Annotated in this window: 1 pseudogene; it reads right to left on the bottom strand. The window is 69.9% G+C overall.

Going from position 1 to position 229, the window contains the following annotated elements:
* Positions 1 to 229 (bottom strand): annotated as a pseudogene (locus L0U85_RS20275) (ISAs1 family transposase); the annotation flags it as partial.

Raw genomic sequence — 229 nt, 5'->3', positions numbered from 1 at the left:
TCCCCCATTCGCCGCGGATGAACGCGGCGATCTGGGCGGGTGTGGCTTGGTGGGCGTCGAGGCTGGTGACGGCGTAGTCGGTCCGGCGGGACTCCTTCTTCCCGGTTTCCTGTCGGCGGCGGTGGAGCCGGATCGCGAGTTTCGCGTGAGGGAAGACGATCCCGCCGAGCTCGTCGGCCACGGCCATGGTCTTGATCGAGCGCGACTCCCTGCGCCCGTGCCCGGTCTC

The organism is Glycomyces sp. L485, from assembly GCF_022548875.1.
Lineage (GTDB): Bacteria > Actinomycetota > Actinomycetes > Mycobacteriales > Micromonosporaceae > Glycomyces.
Note: the sequence above shows the minus strand (reverse complement) of the source record. Positions and strands in the feature narration are given on the sequence as shown.